Below are 17483 nucleotides of genomic sequence, written 5' to 3' on the forward strand. Positions count from 1 at the left end.
CACAAGGGGCACGCAGCAGGCGGCGGGCGGAGCGGGCAGGGCTGCCCGCCCCTGGCCGGGACGGGCAGCGGGGCCAGCCCCCGCGCTACACGCCGTACCAGGCGACGCCCTCGCCGCGCCAGCCGATGGTGCAGAGGTGGACGTGCTCGGCCTCGCTGGTCGTGAAGTTGTGCGCGCCGGAGGTCGCGAACGGGTTGTACTCGCGCCAGACCGGGACGGCCTCGTGCTCGTCGGAGAGCCAGCCCACGCCCTCGTAGCTCCAGCCCACGCCCACCAGGACGTCGCGCTCCCCTGAGCTCATGGTGTAGTGGTGGTCGCCCGCGTTGGGGTTGTAGAGGCGATAGACCGGCTCGCCGTCCGTCGACGGCGCCACCCAGCCCACGCCCTCGTAGTTCCAGCCGGCCTCGTCGACGGCGTCGCGCTCGTAGGCGCTGGCGGTGTAGAAGTGCTCGCCGGAGTAGGGGTTGTAGAGGCGGTACATCGGAACGCCCGCGCCGTGTCGCGAGACGATCTCGAAGTGGCCCGTCGCCGCGCCCGCGTAGTTGCCGCGGAAGGCGACGGTAACGGTCGCGATGCCGGGCTCGACGTTGTCGGACCAGCTCACGTCGTAGTCACGCCCCTCCACGAGGGTGCGGCCCTCGAACACGACCGTGGGAGAGGGCCTCTGCGGCGTCCCGTCGGCTATGCAGCGGGGGGCGCTCACCCTCGACGCCGAGGCGTCCGCGGGGACGATCTCCCAGGCGACGTCCAGCGGCTCGCGCGAGCCGCCATCCCACACGAAGCCGTCTGCGAGCGCGAGGGTCGCGACGTAGCCGCCGGCGTCGACGGCCGAGAGCTCCCCGGAGGCGGTGGCCGCGACGGCCGGCGGGGAGGGCTCGCCGCCCGAGGCGCCGTCGAGGGGCCGGACGATCGAGGAGCCGTCCCACGCGTATCCCGCGGGGGCCACGAGCGGGACGTCGTGCTCGAGGGTGTCGTAGACCGGGGGCTCCCCGACCGCGGGCGCGCCCACGACGGCGAGGTCGCGCCAGCGCGCGGCGAGCTCGACCGACCGCGTGGTGCCGGCGGGGACGGAGGCGAGGTCCCCCGAAGCGCCCGGCTCGCGCCAGCCAAGGAACCCCTTCGTCCACGCGGCGGGCGTGGGCACGGGGAGCTCGACCTCGTCGAGAACCGTGAACGTGCGCGTCCAGGGGCCGCCCTCGGGCCCGGACCAGCCGTCGGCGGAGAGCACGGCCGGCACGTCGCTCGCGAGCGTGGCCGTGTAGTCCACGAGGTCGAAGTAGTAGCGTAGCACCGTGGACCCGTCGTGGCGGACCGGAAGGGCGCCCTCCCCCTCGTCGTGGGCGGAGTCGGCGTAGGTGACGCGCGCGAACAGGTAGCCCGCGGGCGCCGGGGGCACCCGGACGCCGGCCTCGGACCCCGCGTCCTGGGCGGGCCTCGCGGCGGCGTCGCCGAGGCGTGCGTAGCTGCCGTCCGACTGCTCGACCCACGTCTCCTCGGCGAAGGTCGACTGGATGCGCGTGAAGCGGTAGGAGAAGGTCACGGAGAGGACCACGCCCTCCTCGGCGCCGTCGGGCATGCTGACGACCGTGAGCGTGCCCTCCGACGTGCCGCCGCCCGCGAACGCGAGGGCCAGGGTGACGGTCCGGCCACCGAGCGTGACGCTCTTCTCGCCCGCGGTGCGCTCGAGGGTGGCAACGTTGCCGTACTGGTCGCGGACCGTGATGCCGTCCTCGGGGAGCTCCCAGTTCTCGCTCGAGGGCGCGAAGCCGATGCGGGCGCCAGCCGGCGGTGCGCCCGTGACGTCGAGCGAGTCCGAGGTGGCGCCGGGCGAGGGCTCCTCCCCCGCCGCGGCGACGTCGACGCGGCCGTTCTGGGCCGTGGCGCTCAGGTGGGGCATGATCGTGTAGTCGGCCGTGAGCGTGATGGTCGCGCCCGCGGCGAGCGCGTCGTCCGCGAGGCCGAAGAGGTCGAGGGTCGTGTAGCCGGCGTCCTGGCCGGACGCGGCGGCCGGCGGCACCGTGCCCTCGTGCGCCAGGCCGTCGGCGCCTGTGTAGGAGTAGGTCCATCCGATGAGGTGGTGCGCGATCGTGCCGCCGTCGATCGCCTGCGTGACGTCGACCGGCGCGGACGCCACGGCGCCCGCGCGGCCGCCGAAGTCGGCGCTCCCCCGCGTGACGGCGGGGTCCGCGTAGGTCAGGAGGTCCCTGTCGAAGGATCCGCCGGTGACCTGCGAGAGCTCGCTCTCGAAGCTCACCGGGTAGGCGCGGGGCGACCAGCGGGCGTAAAGCGAGGCCGAGGGCGCGTCCACGTCCCAGGTCGCGACCGGCGTCCCGTCCGCGGCGTAGTACTGCGTCACCTCGCCCTCGGGCGCGGCGAAGATGCCGAGGAGGGTGTGGCCGGCACGGGTGGGCACGCGGTCGATGGCGGGAACGACCTGGTCGAAGGTCGCCGTCACGCCCGAGGGGGCGCCCGTGCCGCCGCCGGCGTCGAAGGAGACGGCCGTCGTGCGCGCCACCCAGCGGGCCCTGAGCGTGACGCCGTTCGAGGCGACGTCCCACGCGCGGACGCCGCGCCCGTCGGCGCCGTAGTAGCAGGTGCCGGCGTCGTCCCAGTAGCCCGCGAAGTCGTAGCCGATGCGAGTGGGCATCACGGCCGCGGGCATGTCGGCGTCGTAGGTCGCCGTGACGGACGTGTCGCCCATGGCCGTGGCCTCGGGGGCCTCGAGCGCGACGATGTACTGGCCGGCGGTCCAGCGCGCCTCGAGGGTGGCCGTCCGCTCGTCGACGTCCCACGTGCGGGAGCCGCGGCCGTCGGGCTCGTAGTAGCGCACCGCCCCGCCGGGCCCCGCGAGCCACATGCCCGCGAAGTCGTAGCCCGTGCGCGCGGGCATGTCGGCGGCGGGCATGTCGGCGTCGTAGGTGGCGACCACGCTGCCCGTGCCGGGCGTGGTCGCCTCGGGCGCGTCGAGCGTCACGGAGGTCGTGTGCGGCGACCAGCGCGCGTAGAGCGTCGCGGCGGAGGCCCCGCCGGGGTCCGGCGTCTCCACGAGGTCGTCCGTGGTGCTGGCGCCGGCCTGGTAGGCGGGCTCGCCGCCGGCGGAGGTCGCCCAGCCGTCGAAGTCCCATCCCACGAGCGAGGGCGCCGGGGCGAGCGCGTTGGCGTTGGGGGCGCCGAAGGTCCACGTGGCGGGGCCCTCCGGCATGCCCTCCGCCCCGTGCGAAGCGCCCGCGGGCAGGTTGGCCTCGTAGGCGACCTGGTAGGTCGCGTAGGCGACGTCGAGGTCGAGGGCGAGCTCGCCGGAGAAGTTGCCGGAGGCGGGCACGACGACCAGCTGCCAGGCGCCGGGCGCGTCGATGGCGTCCACCAGGTCCGAGGAGCCCGCGCGTCGGTAGCGAACGGCGTAGTCGACGCCGCCGACGAGCGCGCCTCCCGGCCCCGCGCCCTCCACCCCGGCGAGCGTCACGCTCGCGGGCACGGGAGCGATGGACGCCGCGTTGAGCACGCAGGGCACCCCGGCCATGTCCGCCCGGGCGGCCGAGAGGTCCGCGGGCTCGACCGTGAGCGCGCCGGGCCTGAGCGTGAGGGCGTAGTTGGCCGAGGCGACGGGGCCGCTGGGCGTGATGGCGTAGGTCCCCACGGGAGAGAGCGGCGCGTAGTCGCAGGCGAGGGAGATCTCGCCCGTGACGGCCGTCGGCGTCTCGGGAGACTCGCCCTCGGCGAACCCGGACCAGGTCGCGGTGTAGGCCGGGGCCGGCGAGCCGTACGTCACGCTCTTGTCGTCAGCCGCCGCCTCGAGCGGGCGGGCCGTGATCGAGAATGCCACGGGCCTGCTCGTGGCGCCCTGCCAGTTGAGCGTCTCGTCGATCTCGGCCCTCATGTAGTAGGTGCCGACGTCCGGGAAGGTGCCGCCCGCCCCAGCGGGAAGCGCCTCGGAGAAGGGGCCCTCGGCGGAGGCGGCCCACTCGACGCGCGCGGTGTCGCCGCCGAAGCCGGCGGTGATCACGGGCACGTTGGGCGCACCGCCGTAGGCCCAGCCGTCGATGGCGACCGTGAGGGCGTTCGACGCCTGGGTGATGCGCCACTCGTGCTCGTTGGCGGGCAGCAGGTAGTTGCGCGCGGCCTCGCCCGTGAGCGAGGACACGCTCGCGGTGTAGGTGCCCGCGTCGGTCGCGGTCGGGGTCCCGGCGTAGCCGCCAACGCGCACGCGGCCCTCGTCGCCCGCGACGAGCCCCGTGAGCGTCGCCCCGTCGTAGTGGCGCGGGGTGCCCGTGTACGCGAACTCGCCGGTCGCCCAGGAGACGCCGAGCTCGCGAGCGGAGACGGAGAGGGTGCCCGCCGCGTACGAGATGTCGTAGTTGGCGCTCGTCGCGCCGGAGGGGATGATGTAGTAGCTGCCGCGGGGCGAGGTCGGCCCATAGGCGGGGCCGGACCCGTCGGGGCGCGCGTTGTAGGAGTAGGAGAGCGCGCCGGCGTCCACGGCGGAGGCGTCGTCCGCGCCCACGAAGCCTGACCAGGCGACGCCGGCGTTCGAGGGCCCGTCGCCGTAGGTTATGGCATGGTCGTTGGCCGTGCAGACGAGCGGCGCCTTTGCGAGCGAGACGGTCGCGGACCCTCCCTTGGAGTCGGTCTGGTCGCCGGAGGCGACGAGCCACCACCAGACGGTCGCCTCGCCCGCCTGCGAGGGGGCCACCTCGGACTGGTCGGTCCTGCCCGCGGTGGCGTAGTTCTCCGCGGTGAGCTCCTCGCGGGCGTAGTAGACGGTGACCGCGGTGTCCCCGCGCGGCTCGGGCGTGACGGTGATGCCGTGGGGCGCGCCGTCGTAGGTGCCGGAGTAGCCGCTCACCTGCACCGCGACGTCGGTGTCGGGGACGACGGTGTAGGTGCCGTTCGCGAGCGTGACCTCGTAGTCGCCAGAGCCGGCGGCCGCGACGGCGATCGGATAGGTTCCGACGGCGGAGTCGGCGGTGACGTCGCAGGAGAGCGTCACGCCCAGGTCGTCGCCCGCCACGATCGAGCCGGAGGAGGCGCGCCACGTCAGGGACGCGGGGGTCTCGCCGAAGGCCGTGCTCTTGTCGTCCGCCGCAAGCGTCACGCGGGCGGGGTTGATGGCGAACTCGCGCCTGACGGGAGGGGCCGCGGCGTAGTCGCCCATGCCCGTGACGATGACCGCAGCGGTCCCGGCATGGAGGTTGCTCTCCCACGAGAGCGTGTAGTCGCGGTCGCGCACGAGGACGGTGTCGTCGGTCGCGTCGCGGACTGCGGGGGCGACCTCGTGCGCCGAGCCGTCGTAGGTGCGCGCGGCGACGGAGTCGACCGCGAACCGGTTGGGCTCCCACTGGGCGTAGAGAGTGGTGTCGGACTCGACCGCGACGAGGTCGCCCGCGGCATAGGACGCGCCCCGGCCGTTCGCGGCGGTGTTCCACCCGGCGAGGTGGCAGGCGGAGACGGCGGCGGTCACGGACGCGCCGTCGACCGTGGCCGTGAGCTGGGAGGGAAGCGCGACCGTGTCGTTGGCGCGCCTGGCCTGGAGGTCGCAGGACAGCTCGTCGGTGAGGGCCGTCGTGCCCGCGGGGACGTTGGCGTAGTTGGAGACGAGCGTGACCCTGGGCGCGCCGTCCTCGGTGTCGGTCGGGAGCGCGTCGGGCAGGGCATCGCCGTAGACCGAGAAGAGGTCCGTGTCGGAGGCGATCGTGAGGGTCTGGCCCACGATGCGCGTCACGTTGCCCTTGACGCGAGACCAGCCCAGGAAGCCGTCGGCAGCCCCCTCGGGCGCGCCCGCCACCGCGACGGTCGACCCGAAGCGGTAGAGCGTGTCGTCGACGTGCTCGATGACCTCGCCCCCGGACGTGTGGTAGGTGACCTTGTAGGGGTTGTTGTTGAGCCACTTGGCGTGGACGGTCGCGTCGGAGGAGCCCACGGTGTCCGTGTAGAAGTTGAAGGGCTGGGTGAGCGCGGCGTCCTTGTACCAGCCGCCGAAGACGTACTCCGTGGACCCCTCGACGCGCGTGGGCGCGGGCGGCCGCGCCACGAGCGTCCCGCTCTCTCGCGCCGCGTAGGTCAGGGTGCGGCCGTCCTCGGAGAGGATGCCCTCCCCCGCCTCGGCGAAGGTGCCGCCGTGTGCGTCGAAGGTGACGTCGAAGGTGGCCACGCGCCAACCGGCGTAGAGAGCGAAGTCGTTTGCTGGCATCAGGCCGTTTTGCAGGTCGACGAGATAGGCGGCGCTGGCCTCGTCGTCCGGGTGCTGTGCGGCGAACGAATCGCTGTACCACCCCACGAAGCGGTAGGCGCCGTTTCCGACCATGCGCATGGTGTTCTCGTCGAAGCCCGGGTCATACGTCGACAGCGCCTCACCATACATGACGGACTCCGCGTCACGGGGCTGCTCTCGCCCGATGAGCTGGTCACAGTTGGCGAACGTGATGGAAGCGCGGCGTCTGAGGTAGTATGCCGACCCCTCGAACGTGTTGCCATTTCTGGAGTTGACTTGAAGGGTGGCATGGTTGGAGGGCCATGCCGTGAGGCCGCCTCCATAACGCTTGTAAGCCCAGCCGAGATAGGCGCCACCGTCGCGTTCGTAGCCAATGGGCACATAGCTCAGGTTGGTCCTGCCCACGATCTCCATCGGCTCGTCGAAGTAGTGCGTCTCACCGTTCAGCGTGACGGGCGTGCCTCCCTCGAGGAGCTCGCGGTAAACCCATACACGCGTGGGGGTATTGCTTGGCGTTCCGCCGTTGTAGTAGGTCATGGTGACGGTGGACCCATTGGCAACCTTCTTGCAGCGGGGGAAGACGAACCACCTGCTGCCGTCGGCGTCCTCCGTCGTAGCCCTGAGCACATAGAACTCAGGGTCGGCCTTACGCTCGTAGTAAGTCTTTCCGCCGTTTTGTGCAGTCTGCTTGTTCCACACGACGCGATTTGGGTCCCAGATTGCGGAGCTCTCGCCCCACTTGACCCAGTAACCGTAAAGGTCAGTCTGACCCTGGGGCCTAGCATTGCTCAGGCCGTTGCCGTTGAAGCGCACGCTCCAACGGTCGCGGTTCCAATACACGCGCACGAGCGTACGGCCCGCACCGTCAATGGTCGTCTCCTGATGGTTGAGACCGAAACCGGGGCCACGATCATCATTTTCGGGGTTTGACTGACCCCCGAGAGGTATGTGATAGCCATCCCCCCTGACGGTCGCGCTGGAGGTGGAGTTTCCGGACGCGACCTGGCCGGTGACGATCTGGCCTGTGGTACCGTACTGGATCTCCGAGGCATACACGGTGTAGGTGCCATATCCGGGACCGTTGTCCTCGCCCTCGACCATATGAACGACGGAGTACGGGGTGTCGTTCCGTGGGTCCCACTTGGCATGCAGGGTCTTGGCGCTCGTGATAGTAAGGTCGCCCGTGACCCTGGTGGTGCACTCGGCGTCCTCATACCAGCCCTCCAGGCGGTAGCCCTGGTTCCAGCCGCGATACGCGTCGGAGTAGGTGCCAGTCGTAGGGTCGTAGAAGTCTCCGGCGAGGGTCTCCTCGGTAGGGAGCCTGTCAAAGGCGAGCGTGCCGGTGCCGTCACCCACGTTCTGTACGAAGACGCTCTCGAGGAGGCCGGCGCCCTGCGTATCGAGGGTGACCCAGAAGCCGCCGGCGAGCTTGGGGTACAGCTCGAGGTTGGCGTCGACATCGGCGAGGCTCTTCTCGGCGTCATAGGTGGCGACGGGGGCGTCTCCGGAAGACGCGCCGGGCGCATAGGCCTCCCAGGCGACGAGCTGGGCCTCGGCGTCGTCGCTGATGGGGACGAAGCCCTGCGAGACCTGGGCAAGGTCGAAGGTGTGGTGGCCATCGACAAGCGTCGTGTAGTCGGAGAAACAGAAGAGGCCGTCCTTGGCCGGGTCGGCCTTCCCAACCTCGAAGGGGTACTGGTGGAGGCGGACCGAGAAGGCGTCGTCGTAGATGGCCTGCATCTCGGTGTCGTAGAGGTTATTGGCGCCGGCGGTGGCCTGCGTCTGGTCGATGAGGGACTGGACCTCGGCGTCGTTCAGGGGGTGGCCCGTGAAGGGGGCGAGGTCGACCACGCGGAACTCGGGGCTCGTGACGACGTGCGCCCACTTGCTGAACGACCAGCCGGTCTGGCGGGCGCTGGGCGCGTCGGGCGGCTCTATCGTGTCGCCGGCGCAAACGATGCGCGTGGCCACGGGCACGTCCTCCGCGACGAAGCGGATCTGGACGCGCGGCGACGTCGTGGGCGAGATGGCCGCCATGGCGGGGACGGCGACGGCGGCCAGGATCAGGGCGAGCGTGACGAGCGCGAGCGCCCTCCAGTGTCTTACGACGCGCATGGGTACCCTCCCTGGGACGGAGCAGATCTGCTGCGTCTGCAGTTACATAAAGTCTATCAGGGAGGATGATGCGGCCGAACATGCCGCGGCATGAGGGGCCCGCAGGTGGCGGTGGGTGGAGCCCGACCGTCGGGGATGGGCGGCTACACGCCGTACCAGGCGACGCCCTCGCCGCGCCAGCCCAAGGCGCAGAGCTGGAGGTGCTCGCCCTCGCTGGTCGTGAAGTTGTGCGCACCGGCTGTCGCGAACGGGTTGTACTCGCGCCAGACGGGGACGGACCGCAGCGGGTCGGAGAGCCAGCCTACGCCCTCGTCAGACCAGCCGACTCCCACCAGGGCGTCGCGCTCCTCGGCGCTCACGGTGTAGTGATGGTCGCCGGCGTTGGCGTTGTAGAGGCGATAGACCGGCTCGCCGTCCGTCGTCGGCGCAACCCAGCCCACGCCCTCGTAGTTCCAGCCGATCTCGGCAAGCGAGTTACGCTCATAGGCGCTAGAGGTGTAGAAGTGCTCGCCGGAGTAGGGATTGTACAGGCGATACATCGACGCGACCAAGGCAAAGACGGCAAGCACGAGCACCTGCCAGTGTCGATTGGAACGCATGGGACCCCTCCCCCACTCAACGCAGCAGCCTGCGACAACAGTTGGGGAAAGTGTAGCAGGGAAGCACGACGTCGCACGCGCGCGCGAGAATCGGGCAGGGTATGCGGCGTGCAGGGAACGACGTGTGGAGGGAATCAGACGCGACGGAGGCGAGCGAGGAAGTGACCGTCGAGCGATACGCCTGAGAGGGAGGAGCCCGCCGTGCGGAGGAAGCTCTTCTCGGCGACGGAAGCGGAGAGGAGGGTTCGGGCCTCTGGCTGGAGGCAAAGCGCGTCGGCGTCGGCATCGACGGGCTCGACCGCGAAAGGCCGGCCGGCGTCACTTGCGAGGAAGGACGAGATGACGGACTCGTTCTCGGCGACGAGGTTGGAGCAGGTCGAGTAGAGGAGCAGGCCGCCCGGCGCGACGCGCGCGGAGGCCGCCTCGAGAATCTGGAGCTGCAGCCTGGGGAGGGCGCCGCCCTCCGCGACGGAGGACTCGTCGAGCGACCAGGCGATCTCTGGGTGGCGGCGCAGCGTGCCCGAACCCGAGCAGGGCGCGTCGACGAAGACGCGGTCGAAGGTGCGCGCGAGCTGCGGCGGGAGGTCCGCGTCCGCAAGACGGCGGGCGTCGAGGGCGAGGCTCTCGCACATGGCGGAGACGCCGGCGCGGGCAAGGCGCTCGCGGGCGAGGTCGACCTTGAAGGGCTCGAGGTCGATCGAGGTGATGCGCGCGCTGACGCCGCGCTCTGCGGCGGCGCGTGCCATGAGGATCGTCTTGGTGGCGCGCCCCTGCCCCACCTCGAGCAGCGTCGAGTCGGACGCGGGCGCGGCGAGCGTGGAGACGACCTGCGCGGCGAGGTCGGCCGGGAGGACGCGGGCGGACTGCACGAGGCCCGAGTCGGCGAGGCCCGCCATGGAGTCGAGGGCGAAGGCGCCGGGCCAGGAGAGGGCTCGGGCCGAGAGGCCAGCCGCGGCGAGCGGGTCGGCGGGGTCGTCGGGGTCCTCGGCGCAGCCGGGACGGCCGAGCGCGAGGGTGGCGGAAGGCGGCTCGAAGGCGCCTGCCGCAAGGCGACGGGCCACGTCGGGACCGACGGAGTCGAGGGTCGCCCGCGCGAGCCAGGCGGGCACGGCGCCGGCGGGCGCGAGGTCGTCCACCAGGTCCGCCATCGCGGGCGCGGCATCAGGCTCGGCGAGGCGGGATGCGGCCGCGGCCACGCGCGGTGCGTCCTTCTCGGCGATGCGGCGCAGCACGGCGTTGGCGAGGCCGCGGGCGCGCGGGGCGACGCTCGCGGCGAGGAGCACGCCCTGGCTCACGGCGACGTGGGCGGGCGTGGCGAGGTAGCAGGTCTCGAAGGCGGAGACGCGCAGCGCGTCTCGCAGGCGCGGCTCGAGGCGGGAGCCGGGGCGCAGGTGGGCGTCGATGAGCGCGTCGAGGGTGCCCACGGCGCGGACGCAGCCTACGGCGAGCCTGGTGGCGAGGGCGCGGTCGCGCGCGTCGAGCGCGGCGACGGCCGGCGAGGTGCGCATGAGGTCGCGGATGCGCGCGTCGCGGCGGCGGGCCGCCGAGACGGCGGCGAGCGCGGCGGCACGGGCGGCGGCGAGGCGCGCCACCTTAGAGGCGCTCCCAGGTGGGGGCGTCGGCGTGCAGGCCCTGCGACCAGGCTGCGGCCTCCATCTCTCGCTTGCCGTCGGGCTTCACGCGTGTGAGCTCGATGGCGCCGTCGGCGCAGCCGAGGTGGACACGGCCCTTCCGCACGAGGACGGAGCCCGCGTCGACGTCAGCGTCGGAGGGACGGGCATCGATCGCGCGGACGCCCTTGCCGCAGACGGTGAGGCGGGCAGGGGCGGCGTCGAGGGAGGCCCTCACGCGACGGAGGTTCGCGTCGGCGGGGTCTGCCGGGTCTAGGCGCATCTCGGCCTTGTCGATCTTCTTGGCATAGGTGACCTGGGACTCGTCCTGCTCGACCCAGGTGGCGCGGCCGGCCTCGATGTCGTCGAGGGCGGCGAGGAGCTCGGTGGCGCCGAGCTCGGCGACCTCGGCCATGAGGACGGGACAGCTCTTCTCGCCCACCGGCGTCGTGGTCTGGCGGCAGTACGCGCCGGCGTCGAGGTCATGCACGACGCGCATGATCGACACGCCCGCGAGCTCGTCGCCCTCGAGGACGGCGCGCTGGATGGGAGCGGCGCCGCGCCAGCGCGGCAGCGGCGAGCCGTGGACGTTGACGCAGCCGAGGGGTGCGACGTCGAGCACGGAGTCGGGCAGGATGCAGCCGTAGGCGGCCACGCAGATGATGTCGGGGCGCTCGGCGACGATGCGGTCGAGGGTCTCGGGCGTGATGCGGTTGGTCTCGAGGACGTCGATGCCAAGCTCCGTCGCGGCGGCCTTGACCGGCGAGGGCTCGAGGCGCTTGCCACGGCCGCGGACGGCGTCAGGCCTGGTCAGGACCAGGGTCACGTCATGTGCGGCGGCAAGGGCACGCAGAGAGGGGACGGCGAAGTCGGGCGTTCCCATGAAGACGACGCGCATGTGTCCCCCTACTCGACGGAGGTCTCGCCGGGGTGGGCACCGGCGGCGACGGCCTGCTGGTAGTCGCGCATGGCAGCCACGCGCTGGCCGGGCGTGAGGTGGTCGACCATCGTGACGCCGTGCAGGTGGTCGATCTCGTGCTGGAGGCAGACGGCCAGGAGGTTGTCGCGGGCCTCGTACTGCATGAGGTCGCCGTCGAGGTTCTGGGCTTGGACGATGACGTGGCTCGGGCGCTTGACGTTGACGCTGATGCCCGGGAAGGACAGGCAGCCCTCGGCGAACTCGCGCTCGGGGCCGTCGGCGACGATGATCTTGGGGTTGATGAGGACATAGGGGTTCTTGCCCTCAGGCCCTGAGTAGTCGACGTCGATGACGACGAGCTGGATCAGCTCGCCGACCTGGGGCGCGGCGAGGCCGCAGCCGTCGGTCGCGTACATGTCCTTCAGCATGCGCTTGGCGAGCGCCTTCACGCTGGAATCGATCTTCTCGATGGGCGCGCACTCGGTCTTGAGGCGATCGTCGGGCGCGCAGACGATGTCTTTCTCGGCACTCATGTGCATCTCCTTGCAACTCATGCGCGGTCGTGCCGCGCTGTACTCAACGCTTGAAAGGATACCCCACCCCAGGAGCGCCGATGCGGCTGCACGGCCTTCACACATGTGGCGCGCGGGCGGGGCGCAAGACGGGCGCATGCGGGGCATCGGGCCGGACGCAGGCTACATCATGTCGTAGGCGTCGACGTCGATCGCGACGTTGACGCCGCGGGGCTTGTCCTGGGCACGGACGCAGGCGTCGAGCACGGGGCCAAGCTCTTCTCCCACGGGGGCCTTGACGAGGATGTGGCGGCGGAAGCGGTCCTTCACGCGGGACTTGAGGCACTCGGCGGGGCCGAGGACCTCCCAGCCGGGCCGACCCTCGGTGCGGGAGCGCAGCTCGGCGGCCACGCCGTCGAGAACGCGGCGGACGTCGGACTCGGAGCGACCCCAGCACAGGACGTTGGCGAGGCGCGAGAAGGGCGGGTAGTTTCCGTCGCGGCGCTCGGCGAGCTCGGAGGTGACGAAGAGGTCACGGTCGTGGGTGCGGACGGCCTGGATGGCGGGGTGGCCCGCCCAGTAGGACTGGATGATGACGCGGCCGGCGCGCTCTCCCCTGCCGGCGCGGCCGGCGACCTGCTCGAGCAGGTCGAAGGTGCGCTCCGCGGCGCGGAAGTCGGGCATCTTGAGCGTGGTGTCGGCGTTGATGACGCCGACGAGGGTGACCTGGGGGAAGTCGAGGCCCTTGGCGATCATCTGGGTGCCGACGAGGACCGCCGACTCGGCGGCGTCGAACTCCTCGAGGCGGCGCTGGTGCTCGCCCTTGCCCTTGGTCGTGTCGGCGTCCATGCGCACGACGGTGACGTCCGCGTCGGCGAGCAGGTCCGCGAGGGCGGTCTCGACCTGCTGCGTGCCGACGCCGTAGGCGCCGAGGTAGGGGCTGTTGCAGGAGGGGCAGCGCATGGGCGAGCCGGGCGTGCCGATGGGCCAGGAGCGCTCGCAGCTGTGGCACACGAGGCTGTGGGTGCGCTCGTGGTAGGTGAGCGAGGTCGAGCAGTGCGGGCACTCGGGCACGGCGCCGCACTCGCGACACATGAGGAAGTTGGCGAAGCCGCGGCGGTTGAGCAGCAGCACGGCCTTCTCGCGGCGACGGGCGACGTCGAGGAGTGCGTCGGCCAGGGGCTTGGAGAACATGTGCTTGCGGCCGCTCGCGAACTGCTCGGTCATGTCGACGACGCTGACCTCGGGAAGTGTGGCGCCTCCGGGGCGCTCGGGCATGCAGACGCGCGTCCAGGTGACCCCTCCCCATTCGCGCGCGCGACAACGCTCGAGGCTCTCGAGCGAGGGGGTGGCCGAGCCGAGGACGAGCGCGCAGCCGCGCTCGCGGCAGATCCTGGCGGCGACCTCGCGCGCGTGGTAGCGGGGCGCGCTGTCCTGCTTGTAGCTCGCCTCGTGCTCCTCGTCGATGATCACGAGGCCGAGGTCGGCGAGAGGCGCGAAGAGCGCCGAGCGGGCGCCGACCACGACGTGGGCCTGGCCCGAGCGAGCGAGGTCCCACTGGTCGAAGCGCTCGCCGGCCGAGAGGCGCGAGTGCAGGATGGCGACGTCGTCGCCGAAGCGGGAGCGGAAGCGGCCGACGGTCTGGGCCGTGAGGGAGATCTCGGGGACGAGCACGAGGGCCGAGCCGCCCCGCGAGCGCACGCGCTCGATGGCCTCGAGGTAGACCTCGGTCTTGCCGGAGCCGGTGACGCCGTCGACGACCACGACGTCGCCCGAGGCGGACTCGCAGGCGGCGTCGATGGCGCAGAGCGCCTCGCGCTGGCCGGCCGTGAGGTGCTCGGGGCGGGCTGCCGTCGCGCTCGAGAGCGAGGTCGCGTCCTGGCCGCGCACGCGGCGGCGGCGCTCGACCGAGACGACGCCCTTGCGCTCGAGGGACGTAACGGTGGCGGCGCTGCCGGGGAGGGTGGCCGAGAGCTCGACCACGCGCATGGGGCCGCCGGAGAGGGCGGAGAGGACGGCGCGCTGCTTGCTGGCGTTGGCGCGTGGCTCGAAGGAGGAGGCGGCCTCCGTCAGAGAGACCCAGCGCTCGTCGACGGGGCCGCTCTTCTCGCAGACCAGCTCCCACGGGTCGGCGTCGCTCGCGCGACGGACCTTGACGGTCTGGCCGGGCGCCAGGAAGGGACGGATGGCCTCGCAGAGCGGGCAGCTGTACTCGCGCGCGATCCAGCGGGCGACCTCGGCGGACGCCTCGTCGAAGGCGCTCGAGGCGAGGATGCGCTCGACCTCGAGGATCTTGGAGGGGTCGATGCCGGCGGGCGGCTCGCTGCTCAGGGCGACGACGTAGCCGACGACGTGGCGGTGGGAGAAGGGCACGAGCACGGTGCAGCCGACGAGCGAGCCCGAGCACGACGAGGCCTCCGCGGCGGCCTCTGCCTCGAGAGCGGCCGGCACGGCGTAGTCGAAGGCCGCGTCGAGGGCCCTCGTGGGTATGTCCAGGACGACCGAGGCAAAGGTCACGAAACCAACTCGCTTCTGGGTGCGCGGCCCGCCGCGGGGCCTAGGGTGTTCGAGACCTGATTGTAGAGCGAAGGGGCGCATGGCGCTCTCGTGCACGCCACGCGCCCCCGTCACTCACAGGCAGCACATGTTATGTGCGGGACTACTTCTCGCCCTTCCAGCCGAGCGCGTTGGTCGCCACGATGGCGGCGTAGAGCTCGTCGGGGGTGACGTCGCCGGCGAGGTTGTGGATCGTCTCGCCCTCGACGCAGGCGTTCTCGGCGATGACGCGGATCTGCTCGTCGGTCATGACGCCGAGCTCGGCGAGGGTCGTCGGCAGGCCGACCTCGCGGCAGAAGCCCTGGACGTCATAGAACTCCTCCTTGGTGGCGCCCTCGAGCGTCAGCTGGACGAGCGTGCCGAAGGCGACGCAGCATCCGTGCGGGGCGCTGTGGCCGCCGAGCGCGGTGAGACCGTTGTAGAAGGAGTGGGCCGCGGCGCAGTTCACGTTGTCGGCGCCAACGCCGGAGAGGTAGACGTTGGCCTCGATGATGGCGTCGAGGGCGGGCGTGACCACGTGGTTCTCGCAGGCGGCGATGGCCTGGGAGCCGTAGTCGCGCAGCGTCTGGTAGCAGAGCTTGGCCAGCGCCATGCCCGCGCGCGTGATGCCGGTGCCCTCGAGGCTCGGCGACTCGGTCCTGATCGAGGCGCGGCCCTCGAAGTAGGTGCCCAGGGCGTCGCCCATGCCGGCGACGAGGAACTTCACCGGGGCGTCGGCAATGACCTGGGAGTCGACCATGACCGCGTCGGGGTTGGTGGGATAGAAGAGGTACTTGTCGAAGCTGCCGTCGTCGTTGTAGATGACGGAGAGGCCGGTGCAGGGGGCGTCGGTGGCCGCGACCGTCGGGATGATGACGACGTGCCTGCCGGTGTAGTACGCGGTCGCCTTGGCGGTGTCGACCGCGGAGCCACCGCCCACGGCGACCACGGCGTCGATGTTGTCCTCCTCGACGATCTTCTGCATCTTGGCGATCTCGCCCTTGCTGGAGATGCCGCCGAAGACCTCGTAGCGACGATAGCTGTCGGCGTCGGAGAAGCTCTTCTCGATCTGGTCGTGGCAGGCCTTGTAGCCGCTGTTGGAGCACACGAAGAGCCAGCGCTTCCCCATGTAGCCCATCTCCTCCTCGAACTTGAGGAGGGCACCCTTGCCCTGGACGTACTTCAGGGGCTCTCGCATCGCACGCAGTAGCTTCATAGCAATCCCTTCCTATTGAGGACCACCGGCTTTCAGCCGGAACAACGGCGTATGTAGGGCACCGGGCAGCGGGCGCTCGGGCAACCTTCTCAGTTATAGTCGTTTCGCCGCGAAATAGTCATGGCATTGCAAGTTTTTGGTGCGCTCGTTCAATTTGGTGCATCACGCAAGGGGCGCCGGGGCGGGCGTTCGGCCGCCACAAAAAACAGGGCCCCCACGGGGCCCTGCGCGTGACGCCCTATGTCGGCGCTCGCTACGAGAGCTCGGCGACTGCGGCCTTGAGCTCCTCGGTGCGGTCGGTCTTCTCCCAGGTGAAGTCTGCGTCCTCGCGACCGAAGTGGCCGTAGGCGGCGGTCTTCGAGTAGATCGGCCTCAGCAGGTCGAGGTCGCGGATGATCGCGCCCGGACGCAGGTCGAAGACGCGCTCGACGGCCGCGTCGAGGACGGAGTCATCGACCGTGCCGGTGCCGAAGGTGTCCACCATGATCGAGAGCGGGCGCGTGACGCCGATGGCGTAGGCGATCTGGACCTCGCACTTGCGCGCGAGCCCGGCGGCCACGATGTTCTTGGCGACCCAGCGCGCGGCGTAGGCGGCGGAGCGATCGACCTTGGTGGGGTCCTTGCCCGAGAAGGCGCCGCCGCCGTGGCGGCCCATGCCGCCGTAGGTGTCGACGATGACCTTGCGGCCGGTGAGGCCGGTGTCGCCCATGGGGCCGCCGAGGACGAAGCGGCCCGTGGGGTTCACGTAGATCTTGGCGTCGGACCAGGCGATGCCCACCTCGTCGAGGACGGGGGCGATCACGTGCTCGACCATGTCGCGGCGGATCTGCTCGAGGGTGGCCTCCTCCCCGTGCTGCGTGGAGACGACGATGGCCGTCACCTCGACCGGGCGGTCGTCCTCGTAGCGAACGGTGACCTGGGTCTTGCCGTCGGGGCGCAGGTAGTCCACCACGCCCGCCTTGCGCACCTCGGCCAGCCTCATGGCGAGGCGCTGCGCCAGGTAGATCGGCATCGGCATGAGCACGGGCGTCTCGTCGGTGGCGTAGCCGAACATCATGCCCTGGTCGCCGGCGCCGGTCTTCTCGATGAGGTCCTCGTCGTCGCCGCGCGCGAACGTGCCGTCGACGCCCTGCGCGATGTCGGGCGACTGCTCGTGGATGAGGCTCATCACGCCGCAGGTCTCGCAGTCGAAGCCGAACTTGGCGCGGTCGTAGCCGATGCGACGGAGCGTGTCGCGCACGATCTGCTGCACGTCGACGTAGGCCTGGGTGCGCACCTCGCCCATGACGGCGACGGTGCCCGTGGTCGTGAACGTCTCGCAGGCGCAGCGCACGCTCGACAGGCGCGCGGGCACGCCGTCGGGCGAGACGTAGCCCCGCTCCTCGAGGTCCGCCTCCTTGGCCAGGATCGCGTCGAGGACCGCGTCCGAGATCTGGTCGCAGATCTTGTCGGGATGTCCCTCGGTGACCGACTCCGAGGTGAAGAGGTAGTTCTTGTGTGCCATAGCCTCGCTTCCTTTCTGGCTGGCGCCGTGCGGGACCAAAGAAAAAGGCCCCCTTCCAAAGGGGACCCAGGCAGGCTCGAAAAATGAGTCGAATCCCCCGTCTTCCAGGCCGAAGCCTGCCGAGATTTGGCACCATGCCGCGTGGCTGGTTGCCGGAGCTTCACCGGGCTCGGTCCCTCAGCTCTATGTGCCCTGGGGCACCTCTTGACGAGTGAGCACAGCTTAGGCCAAGCCGCAGGCGCTGTAAACCGTCGCGGCCCACGCA

General features: G+C 71.2%; 8 protein-coding genes and 1 riboswitch. All 8 genes read right to left on the minus strand.

Going from position 1 to position 17483, the window contains the following annotated elements; translation table 11 throughout:
- Positions 1 to 85: 85 nt before the first annotated feature.
- Entirely contained in the window at positions 86 to 8323 is an 8238-nt protein-coding gene (locus tag M5D76_RS07075; RefSeq protein WP_248922687.1) for an MBG domain-containing protein, read from the minus strand.
- 143 nt (positions 8324 to 8466) lie between these two features.
- Positions 8467 to 8922, minus strand: coding sequence for a hypothetical protein (locus M5D76_RS07080; protein WP_248922688.1), 456 nt, complete (start codon positions 8920 to 8922; stop codon positions 8467 to 8469).
- 134 nt (positions 8923 to 9056) lie between these two features.
- Positions 9057 to 10514, minus strand: a complete 1458-nt coding sequence (locus tag M5D76_RS09285) for an RsmB/NOP family class I SAM-dependent RNA methyltransferase (protein ID WP_248922689.1) — start codon at positions 10512 to 10514, stop codon at positions 9057 to 9059.
- Position 10515: 1 nt separating this feature from the next.
- Positions 10516 to 11430 carry a methionyl-tRNA formyltransferase gene (gene fmt / locus M5D76_RS07090; protein WP_248922690.1) on the minus strand — a complete coding sequence of 305 codons (915 nt, stop codon included), beginning with the start codon at positions 11428 to 11430 and terminating at the stop codon, positions 10516 to 10518.
- Positions 11431 to 11438: 8 nt separating this feature from the next.
- On the minus strand, positions 11439 to 11984 hold the full coding sequence (gene def, locus M5D76_RS07095; RefSeq protein ID WP_248922691.1) for a peptide deformylase: 546 nt from the start codon (positions 11982 to 11984) through the stop codon (positions 11439 to 11441).
- A 162-nt stretch (positions 11985 to 12146) separates the two neighbouring features.
- The gene (priA, locus tag M5D76_RS07100; RefSeq protein WP_248922692.1) at positions 12147 to 14480 is read right to left on the minus strand and encodes a replication restart helicase PriA; all 2334 of its coding nucleotides are present in this window, start codon (positions 14478 to 14480) and stop codon (positions 12147 to 12149) included.
- A gap of 142 nt (positions 14481 to 14622) precedes the next feature.
- A complete protein-coding gene (locus M5D76_RS07105) occupies positions 14623 to 15714 on the minus strand; it encodes a glycerol dehydrogenase (RefSeq protein WP_248922693.1) in 1092 nt (363 codons plus the stop codon).
- A 253-nt stretch (positions 15715 to 15967) separates the two neighbouring features.
- Positions 15968 to 17218: a methionine adenosyltransferase gene (gene metK, locus M5D76_RS07110; RefSeq protein WP_248922694.1), complete on the minus strand. Its 1251-nt coding sequence runs from the start codon at positions 17216 to 17218 to the stop codon at positions 15968 to 15970.
- A 94-nt stretch (positions 17219 to 17312) separates the two neighbouring features.
- Positions 17313 to 17432, minus strand: a riboswitch (SAM riboswitch).
- Positions 17433 to 17483: the final 51 nt, after the last annotated feature.

This window comes from Olsenella intestinalis (assembly GCF_023276655.1).
Classification (GTDB): domain Bacteria; phylum Actinomycetota; class Coriobacteriia; order Coriobacteriales; family Atopobiaceae; genus Olsenella_J; species Olsenella_J intestinalis.